We start from the raw sequence: 10,279 nt of genomic DNA, 5'->3' as shown, positions 1-10,279 counted from the left end.
TAATTTGCAATTAATCATTCTCTTTTATAATATTGTTGCCCGTCACATATAATACAATATATAAGAACATCAATGAAAGAAAGAATTAAAAAACCTTATTATGCTTTTGATCCTAATAAAGCTAATTTTCTATTTGAGCGAACATTTATTTACGATTCTCAACAGGCGTTGTTTGCAAAAATTCCACGCATTATTCATCGTCTATATTTACCTAAATATGCATTCATGATATTGGCTGGTTCAGTCATTGCTTTTATATTGGTAGGTTTTCTTTTTTCAACTTTTTTTACTTTAACTAAGGGCTTAACAAGGCTTTTTAGTTTAATCCCATTAATTGGAACAGTTGCTATAATCTATCTTGTTAGACGCTACGTACAAATCTATCTGGAAATACGCTCAATTAAAAAGCTTTACAAAAAAGTTAAATGGCCAGTTGAATGTTATTGTGCTTTTTTTCAAGAAGGCATTTATATAAAATCGATCGACATAGAAGGTGTATTCTATTGGGAGGATTTTATGGACTTAGGATGCAGTAAAGAGGCTTTATTTTTTCATTTTTGTCCTGCATGTACAGAAAGTGGAAAATTTTTCAAACAATACTATCCTTATTTAGACAATGTCTACATCTTTATTGATGGTGATGAGAAAGTACTTAAATTTATAAGACTGTGGACTTAGGAGGCAATAAAGAGGCTTTAGTTTTTCATTTTTGCCGTGAAGAATTCAAACAATATTATCCTCGTTTAGATAACGTCTACATCTTTATTGATGGTGATGAGAAAGTACTTAAATTTATAAGACTGATAACCTAGTTGGTGATCTAGTCGCTTTTAAATAATGATCTAAAAAAGGTAAATCTTGATTTTATATTATTCAAACTTATTTGATTAGTTATATTCTTTTGTAAATAAGGGATAATACGCTCTATTAGCTTACCACTTAATTGTAGTAAAAAAGGTGATTATTATATGTTAAAAAGTAGTATAAAATTTAATCGTTGATAGTGTCATTATATAAGAAATACTCTAAAAATTATAGAGTTAAAAAAATAAATGATGAATGAATTTGATTAATTAAAATCATATTATCCTGCTTTTTCAAAGTCAGAAAATAAAGCGATTTACTTCTTAATTAAACTGAACAATTCTATAATTCTAAATTTCACTTATCTGATTTTATATCGTACCTTTGCACTTTACAAGTTATATTGGATTTACAGGAAAGAAATTGATTGTAAATAAACGATATATAAAAAAACACATTTATTTAATAAAATATAGAAAATAATTAATATTCCTTTAATTTTTTTGAATTAATCAATGAGCGAAATGAAAAAGATATATTTGGATAGTGCCGCTTCAACGGTAATCGATGAGAGGGTAATTGAAGCAATGATCCAATCAATGAAAGAAGATTTTGGTAACCCATCAGCCATTCATAGTTTTGGACAGGAAAGTAAATCTAAAATTGAAACTGTTCGCAAGAATTTAGCTCAATGGTTACATGTTAATTCAAACGAAATTATTTTTACAAGTTGTGGTACTGAATCCAATAATTTAATTATACGTTCCTGTGTAGAAAATTTGCATATTAGAAGGATAATCACTTCGCCATTGGAACATAAATCTGTTTTAGAAACGGTAAGAGATTTAAAAGAAAAACATCTTGAATTGGAAATAGTCTTTCTTCCTATTTTAAATAAACAAGGAGATTTAGATTTTTCTCACTTAGAAAATTTGCTACAAGATAACATTCCTACTCTGGTCTCTTTAATGCATTCCAATAATGAAATAGGAAATTTGACTGATATAGAATATATTGCAAAATTATGCAAAAAATATAATGCTTTATTCCATTCAGATACAGTGCAAACTATGGCACATTATCCTTTAGATTTTTCTAAAATTCCTGTTTATTTTGCTTCCTGCAGTGCCCATAAATTTCATGGCCCCAAAGGAATAGGTATAGCTTTTATAAGAAAATCGACCGGTTTAAAAGGAATTATGACCGGCGGTGCTCAAGAGCGCAATATGCGTGCCGGTACGGAAAACGTACATAGTATCGTAGGGTTAGGAAAGTCTTTTGATATGGCTATGAAAGAGTTGAATGAGAGAAGAAAAACTATTGAAGAATTGAAACGTTACACCATAGATCAGCTATTAAAAAAGATAAAAGGTGTTTCTTTTAACGGTCATGGGACGGATTTTAGTAAAAGTATTTATACGCTTTTAAGTATCTTGCTTCCTTTCCCTAATACCATGGTAGGCTTTCAATTGGATATGAAAGGAGTTGCCGTTTCACAAGGAAGTGCTTGCGCATCAGGAGCCTCTAAGCCATCAAAAACGATGTTACAACTTTACGGTGAAGATGAACTAAAAAACACAACAACTTTACGCATTTCTTTTAGTCATTATAATACTATTGAAGAAATTGATGTACTAATAGACATTCTTTCAGAAATACAAGAAAATAAAGTTAGTACCATCCTTTCCTAAAATGGTTGATTACTGCGCTCAAATTAAAGTTAAAGGTAAAACGTATATGTGAGAAATAGCTATCCTTTGCAGGTTCAAAACCTAATGTTGATTGAATAGGAAGATAAAATTCAAGAAATTCAGGTATAATGTTAAGTTTAATTCCTGTGTCATAAATAAATTTAGTGGGTTTTGCTTTATTATTGTATAAGCCAATATCTGCATAAAGATCTAAAAGCTTCCATAAATGTATTTCCCCGTTTAAAGAGGTAATCCATTTATTAGCAGATTTATCCAATATAGATTTAAAACCTCCTTCTGCCATTATGTATTGTTGATAAAATAGTCCGCTGGTTGCAGATCTTCCTAAATAATCCATATAATTAAAGCTATAATCGGTTATATGATCCACCCCAAAATCAAAATAAGTAGAATTTGAATTATTAGTTATAAAATATCCGCCAAAATATCGTAAGGTTATTTTCTTATTGGGTGCATATTCATGTCTAAAATATATTTCCGAACTAATCTTATTGAACATATTAGAATGTTGAAAATTAGTTTTACTATACCATTCATTAATTAGTCTGTTATCAGAATGGGAATAAGAAATATCAATAAGATTATAATGCGAATAGTCATCTTTTTCCCATAATTTTGAAGGATTTTTTTCTCTCTCAACACTATTAAATGATATTCCTATAGTTCTATTAATTTCTGATCTCGGTCTTTTCTTAAAAAGAAAGTTTAAATTTCCCGAATACTTTTTATAACTCAAATCTTTATCATAATGATAAAAATTATAACCTGATCCTAATGATATTCTCCTAAAAATACCGTTCTCCATATCGTAATTGTAGTTTAAAGATGCTGCTCCTGTCAAACTCTTTGTCCCAGTAGAGTATGTTGGAGAAAAAGAATACTCAAACGGTCTTGAAAAAGGAGAACTATTATAAAAGCGTAATCCTAAAATAAATTTATCATAATCATTCCAATTGATATTAGGTTCATAGAAAATTTGTGTATAATTAGGATTATCAACATCTGCATAAAATTTCATCTGTAATTTTTTTTTGTTTTTATAAATTCCTTCTGTATTTAACAAATTATCATTATCATTAATTTCAGGAAAAATATAATTTTTATTAATAAGCAATTTGCTGTAATCACCATTTATAAATGTATATACAGAATCTTTCTTCGTTGAAAAAATCCATTTTTGATTAATTACTTGCTTGTTTTTTTCGGCTGTAATTAAAATTGGCACAGCTAAAGCCGTTTTATTGGTTATACGTATTTTTATATTATTTGTATCGTTTTTATTATCATAGAATTTCTTAATCTTAAAATTGATACGATCATTTGTTGAAATGTATTTTTGAAAGAACCAATCTAAATTTTCATGAGAAACATCTTCCAAGAACTTTTGAAAATATAAAGCATTTACTTCTTTTTCTCTTCTTTCTTGTATAAGTTTTCTAATTGAGCTTTCAAAAATGCCCTGACTTAAATATTCAGATAAAAAATTAAAACTTAATCCCGATTTAAATCCACTTATAATATATTGATTTATATTGCTTAATTCTAAAAAATTTTCATTAATCGGTTGATCATAATTTTGTGTGGCTATATACCTATAACCTAATTTATACCTATCAATTAAAGGGACTTTAGATATAAAAAAATATTTTAGGGGTTTAATTTTCAGTATACTAAAATCATCCGGTAAATCACCCAATAATTTTGTATCAGGATAGTATTTTTTTAGATATTTTAATTGATAGTAAGTAAGCAAACCATTTGAAATCCAATGATATTTATTTTTATCTAATTTAATGATTTGATTAATCGTTAAATATGCAATTTGTTGAAACATTTTAAGGTCAATTTTAATATCATCAGAAAACATGACCCATTCCTTAAGACCAAATAAATTAATATTATCAACTCCTACAAAATTTCGATCTTTTTTTATTTTAGAGCTAATAAATATTTTTGCAGGAAGAGTTCCTAACTTTTCTTTTAAAAATGATAATTCTCTTTGAATATTTTTATAATATAACTCTTTTAATTCTTCTTTAATCGGATATCCTATAGTTACCTCTGTTTGTATTCCATCTATTTCATATAAAAATGATAGAGGCTTATTTTTAGTAAGTAAAACAGTTACTGCATCATAGTTGGTCCCTTTTAAAATATGATCTCCTTCTTTAATCAAATCTCCTTCTATATATAGATCATTAGGATAATAAAAAACTATAGAATAATCTGTTTTTCTATATGGATTAAATTCTGTATCAGTGAAAGATTCCAATTTAGGTTTTGATTTATCAAAGTCTAAAGGTTGTATAAAAAAGTTTTTTAATAAATACGTTCCTTTAGATGAATATCCATATCCTGTAATTTTATCATAAGGTACTTTAATATTGTAGTTCAAATTAAGAGAAATGCTATCATTAGGCAATAAAGGGTTGAAAAGGTTTATTTCATAAAATTCAAAATCTCTAAGTAAAAAAACAGGTTGACGTTTATCTATAAAAATTGTTAAATCATTAATTCTACCTCTATTTAAATATTTTGAAAAATATAAAGATTTATTCCTATCTTCTAACTTTCGTTTTCCTAAAACTGTATTGGTATTAGAATAGGAATTAGCAGCTGCATGCAGATATATTTTATCTAATGTATATCCTGTATTATTAAAAAAAGTTATCTTTTGCTTAACTGATATATTTTTAGTTATGCTATCTAAAGTAGCAGAAATAAATATCTTGTCGCTTTGAGCTAAGCAAAATAAAGGTAAAATGAAAAGTATTATTTTTATTATAATTTTAATTTTCATAGGGGGGTAAAAAAGTAATCACTAGAAAAACTTGATTATTTGAATCTCACTTCTACAGCTCCAAAACGATATTTTATAATGTCAGCTTCAAAAAATTCAATGTCATCAATAGTATTTAAAATCTTATAAATTTCTTTTTTTAGGACGCCTTTACCTTTTCCATGAATAAAAATTAATTTATTTATTTTATCCATTTTAGCTAACTTTATTTCTTCATTTGCCCGATTAATTTGCTTTTCAAGCATCTGATGAGGTGTTAAATTTTTTACTGAATCAACCAAATTTCCAATATGTAGATCTATAATTCTTTCTTTTTCATTTTTTTTTGCAAATATATTTTTCTTTTTTGAAGAAACATCTTCCTTTTTAGTACTAACATTTGAAATAGCATTATATATATTTTCATATTTTTCAGCTGAAATTATTTTATCTATTGAATAAATAATTTCAAAACCATAGGAATCTAATAACAAAACTTTAGTCCCTGTAATATTTTTTATGATATATACCCCCTCTTCATCTATTAGTCTTACTTTATCTCCGATTTTCATTTACTATAAATTAATAAAGAAGGCTACCATTTTGATAGCCTTCTCAATTTAGTGATAAATATCTTTATATGTTTTTTATATCTTATTACCTTGGAATCTTATTACTAGCTCCTCTTTTATTTCTGGTAGATGAAGATTCTTTACCTTTATGGTCTTGAGCTACTCTAAATCCTACCCAAACTGCAGATTCATTTTCTAACATATATCTTCTTTGTCCCGGATCTAACCAATAGGATGTATCATTCCAAGAACCTCCTTTTATAACTCTTAAATCATTACTAATTTGAGAGGTTCTTTGTTTAGTATCTTTCTCTAAAACAACTCTACCATTTTTATCCACTATCCAATTTCTAATTGGGGAATTATAAAAACTATATACACCTGTTGAATCTATTACCCCATCTCCTGCTTCTAATGATGATTGAAAATCTCCATCTCTAAAGTTTCTAGCATCATCTACAACTTCGGTTTCAAATTTACCAGATAAATTTCTATATAGTCTTCGTCCATCCGCTAAGGTATCATATTGTATATTTCCATCTTCAACCTTTTTGAATCTTCCTGGACTTCCTGCCTCACTGATAAATTGTTGATAGACATTTCCCCTATAATAATTGAAATCATTATAATCAGTGTCTATTAAAGGTCTATAAACATCTTGCGTCCATTCAGCAACATTTCCGTACATTCCATAAAGACCAAAAGGATTGGAAGGATAAGATCTTACGTCAGAAGTAATAGCATTACCATCATTAGCCCAACCTCCGCTTCCAGAATAATCTCCACTGCCTCCTGATTTAAAATTTGCTTCGAACTGCCCCTTATTTCTACCCTTTTTAGCTCTCATTCTATTAATCATCACATCTTTACCCTCGATAATATTATATTGTCTATTATCAGCTTCAGCTAATGCAGCATATTCCCATTCGGCTTCTGTTGGTAACCTGAATTTTTGTACTAAATTACCTTGTGCACTTTTATTAACAGCAATAATTCTTTCATTTTTACTAGTTATTCCACGCTGTTTAGCTATTTTATCTTGATTAACTATCCCTTCAAGTTCAGGGTCATTATACTTATATTTTTCAACATTAAAGGAATTTGAACCAACATTATTTTCAGGATTACTATAATAATCCTTAGGTATAATACCTTTATTCATTAGTTCTTTTTCATTAGCTCTATCTGTCAACCAATCACAATATCTTTGCGCTTGCAACCAGCTAACTCCCACTACAGGATAATTATCAAACTGAGGAGCTCTAAAATAATCTTCAGAATAAACATCGTTCCTTGATAACTTATTTTTCCATACAAGTGTATCAGGAAGTGCACCGAAATAAATATCTTTATAATTATCTTGCGTTGGAGAATATACGTATTTCAACCAAGTTACATATTCACGATATTCATAGTTGGTTACTTCTGTCTCTCCAATAAAAAAGGACCGAACTTGCATACGATTAGGGGTATTGTTCCAATCATGCATCACATCATCCTTTACTAAACCCATAGTAAATGAACCACCCTCTATAAATACCATTCCTACCCAGCCTTTCTCTGTTTTTTTCTTATTGCTATAAAACCAACCGTTTCTATCATTGGCTTTCCAACCTGTTAAACTTTTTGTGTTTTTAGTACCACCGCCAGGCTTCGTTCTTCTACCACCGCAATTAATTAAGATTAAGGGAATTGAAGAAACAATGAATAATGATAATATGAATTTCCCGATTCTCATTGTATTTATTTTCATAATTTAGATCATGCAAAAATAATATAATATTGTAGAAAGAAAAATTTTTTCTACTTTATATTACATAACCTCAAATAACGTATACTAATATATAAATATTGTACATTTTATAAAATATTATTTATAATTATTCGTTATCATAAAGGTAAATGAAAAGATTTGTATTTTTTTTTATAGCGCTTTATGTTCAAGCGCTTTTATTATCAGTTAAAGGTCAAACCATTACGATTAATTGGGAGGGTTTAAAATCCACTTCATATTTTACAGGAAATTCAGGAAAGTATCCTTATTTTTCTAATGAAAACTATTCAATTGATGGGGGAATTCCCACTTTATATTATGACAAATTAACAGATTTTAATGGAGATATTTACCTTTCTAATTTACAATGGAGGCAAATTGAAAAGTCGCAATTGGGTGATATTCCTATAAATTTAATTCCCGCAGTTGATCAATTCAGCGCATCGATAACAAAGTCTCGAGATCAAAAATTTATTTCTGTTTCAATCAAAACCTTTAAAAAAATTGATAATACTTTTTTCCAACTTGTAAGTTTTACCATAGATAAAAAAAGTACTCTTTTAAAAAATATTTCAACCTTGGAGCCGAATTTAAATACTGAAAGTATTTTACAGAACGGAGAATGGTATAAAATAAAATTATCTAAAACAGGAATCTATAAAATAGATTATAATTTTTTAAAATCCTTAGGAATAAATGTTAATTCAATAAATCCAAAAACCATACGAATTTTTGGTAATGGGGGTAAAATGTTACCTGAGCCGACTTCTGATTTTCGATATGAAAATTTAAAAGAGAATGCAATCTATGTTTCCGGCGAAGAGGATGGAGCTTTTAATGCCGATGATTATATTTTATTTTATGGACAAGGCCCTGACTATTGGATAAGAGAATCAACCATTAAACACAAAAAAAACATCTATGAAGATTATGCATACTATTTTATTAATATAAATCAATCCCCCGGAAAAAGAATTTCAACAATAGCTTATAAGACTCCTAATGACAAAATTTATACAGAATACGATGACCATCAATTTTATGAAGAAGATTTATACAATTTAAATCAAGTAGGAAAAATTTGGGTGGGAGAAAATTTAAGTATAAAAAATAATAAAGTAGTTGATTTTACAGTACACGATTTGGTTTCTGCTTCAAATATAACCTGTAATTACTCATGGGTTTCAAGAAATGCAACCAATGGAAAGTTAATCGTCTTATTCAATGATACCCCTTTATATTCGACTATTCTACAGCCGCTAAGTACTGAACTTGATTTTGCAATCGGTAAGCAAACGAAAACCTTTACTTCCAATAAAAATCAATTAAAATTTACTTTAGAATTTGATAATTCTTCCAATCCATCAGCTGAACTATATCCTGATTATTTGGAGGTTATTTTTAAGCAAAAACTTAAATTTAATGGAAGCCAAATGAATTTTAGGACATTTGATGTTATTGAAAACGGGAAAATATACGGATTTAATTTTTCTCCTTCGGAAGCGTTTGAAGTTTGGGATGTTTCAGATATCGTAAATGCAAAAAAATTAGAAAGGGCAACAGACACTTATAATTTTTCTTATCAATTTTCCTCTATTGTTTTCAAAAATGAAATGGTTGCATTCAAACATGCTGCAGCTTACATACCAACTGCAGTTGGAAAAATTTCAAATCAAGCTTTACATTCAATCTCCAATCCAGATTATATTATAATAACAATTCCTGAATTTGTCTCACAAGCAAATCGCATAAAAAATCTACATCAAACTAATAACAATCTCAAAGTAGAAGTTGTGACCGTAAATCAAATTTATAATGAATTTAGTTCCGGAGGACAGGATTTAACTGCAATAAGAGATTTTTTAAGATATTTATACAAAAAAGATAATCAAAAATTAAAGTATGTATTGCTCTTGGGAGCCAGTTCGTATGATCTGAAAAATAAAACCGGAAAAGGATATAATCTCATTCCTACTTATCATAGTTATGAAAGTTCAGGCATAAACTATTCATATGCAACGGATGATTATATTACCATTTTGGATGATAACGAAGCGAAAATGATCGATGAAAATGCTAATCTCTCTTCATCTCAACTTGATATTGCAGTGGGAAGAATGATCGCAAAAGATTTAGATGAAGCAACACTATGCGTAGATAAAAGTGTGAAATATATGAATGGAAATTCTTCACAAGGTTCACCTTTCGGTGACTGGAGATTAAAAACCTCCCTTATCGTTGACATTGATAGTGAAAATAATTTTCATAAAAAAATAGAAGAAACAATCGCCCAAAATATTTTTGAAAAGAGTTTAAAAGAATATACTTTGAGCAAGCTTTATATCGACTCTTATAAAGCAGACTACACCTCTGGGGGAGCCCGATTTCCACAGGTTACTACCGCAATAAAAAATGCTTTTAACAACGGCAATTTAGTAATAAATTATTTTGGGCACGGCGGTCCGCTTTCAATTTCTCAATACAGATTATTTACTAAAGAAGATATTAAAAGTTTGACTAACTTTAATAACGATTTCTCTCGATTACCTTTATTTATTACTATCTCTTGTGATGTATCCATCTGGGATAATCCTACATTAAACTCTTTTGGAGATATGTTATATCTTAAAAAAAATGG

6 protein-coding genes are annotated in these 10,279 nt (G+C 28.4%); 3 read left to right on the top strand and 3 right to left on the bottom strand.

The features are described 5' to 3' along the window. Positions 1 to 72: 72 nt before the first annotated feature. Both M3Z80_RS07620 and M3Z80_RS07615 read left to right on the top strand, forming a co-directional pair. On the top strand, positions 73 to 678 hold the full coding sequence (locus M3Z80_RS07620) for a hypothetical protein (protein WP_293918946.1): 606 nt from the start codon (positions 73 to 75) through the stop codon (positions 676 to 678). A 650-nt stretch (positions 679 to 1,328) separates the two neighbouring features. After that, on the top strand, positions 1,329 to 2,495 hold the full coding sequence (locus M3Z80_RS07615) for a cysteine desulfurase family protein (RefSeq protein ID WP_293918945.1): 1,167 nt from the start codon (positions 1,329 to 1,331) through the stop codon (positions 2,493 to 2,495). Here M3Z80_RS07615 and M3Z80_RS07610 read toward each other — a convergent pair. The 3 genes from M3Z80_RS07610 to gldJ all read right to left on the bottom strand — a co-directional run bounded on the left by M3Z80_RS07610 (position 2,476) and on the right by gldJ (position 7,620). Further along, a complete protein-coding gene (locus M3Z80_RS07610; RefSeq protein WP_293918944.1) occupies positions 2,476 to 5,316 on the bottom strand; it encodes a gluzincin family metallopeptidase in 2,841 nt (946 codons plus the stop codon). The genes M3Z80_RS07615 and M3Z80_RS07610 overlap by 20 nt on opposite strands. A gap of 35 nt (positions 5,317 to 5,351) precedes the next feature. Next, positions 5,352 to 5,867 (bottom strand): Smr/MutS family protein, encoded by a 516-nt coding sequence (locus M3Z80_RS07605; protein WP_293918943.1) that lies wholly within the window; start codon positions 5,865 to 5,867, stop codon positions 5,352 to 5,354. Between the two features lie 85 nt (positions 5,868 to 5,952). Beyond that, positions 5,953 to 7,620, bottom strand: coding sequence for a gliding motility lipoprotein GldJ (gldJ, locus tag M3Z80_RS07600; RefSeq protein ID WP_459251448.1), 1,668 nt, complete (start codon positions 7,618 to 7,620; stop codon positions 5,953 to 5,955). A gap of 149 nt (positions 7,621 to 7,769) precedes the next feature. Between gldJ and porU the strand changes: the two genes are divergently transcribed. After that, positions 7,770 to 10,279: type IX secretion system sortase PorU (porU, locus tag M3Z80_RS07595; RefSeq protein ID WP_293918942.1), on the top strand; the 2,510-nt coding region annotated here is incomplete at its 3' end.

Source organism: Apibacter sp., assembly GCF_025291155.1.
Taxonomy (GTDB): Bacteria; Bacteroidota; Bacteroidia; order Flavobacteriales; family Weeksellaceae; genus Apibacter.
Note: the sequence above shows the minus strand (reverse complement) of the source record. Positions and strands in the feature narration are given on the sequence as shown.

What these genes read in the sequence shown, in the direction of transcription:
- M3Z80_RS07620 (WP_293918946.1), top strand. Translation starts at nt 73, where the DNA reads ATGAAAGAAAGAATTAAAAAACCTTATTATGCTTTTGATCCTAATAAA.
- M3Z80_RS07615 (WP_293918945.1), top strand. Translation starts at nt 1,329, where the DNA reads ATGAAAAAGATATATTTGGATAGTGCCGCTTCAACGGTAATCGATGAG.
- M3Z80_RS07610 (WP_293918944.1), bottom strand. Translation starts at nt 5,316, where the DNA reads ATGAAAATTAAAATTATAATAAAAATAATACTTTTCATTTTACCTTTA.
- M3Z80_RS07605 (WP_293918943.1), bottom strand. Translation starts at nt 5,867, where the DNA reads ATGAAAATCGGAGATAAAGTAAGACTAATAGATGAAGAGGGGGTATAT.
- gldJ (WP_459251448.1), bottom strand. Translation starts at nt 7,620, where the DNA reads ATGAAAATAAATACAATGAGAATCGGGAAATTCATATTATCATTATTC.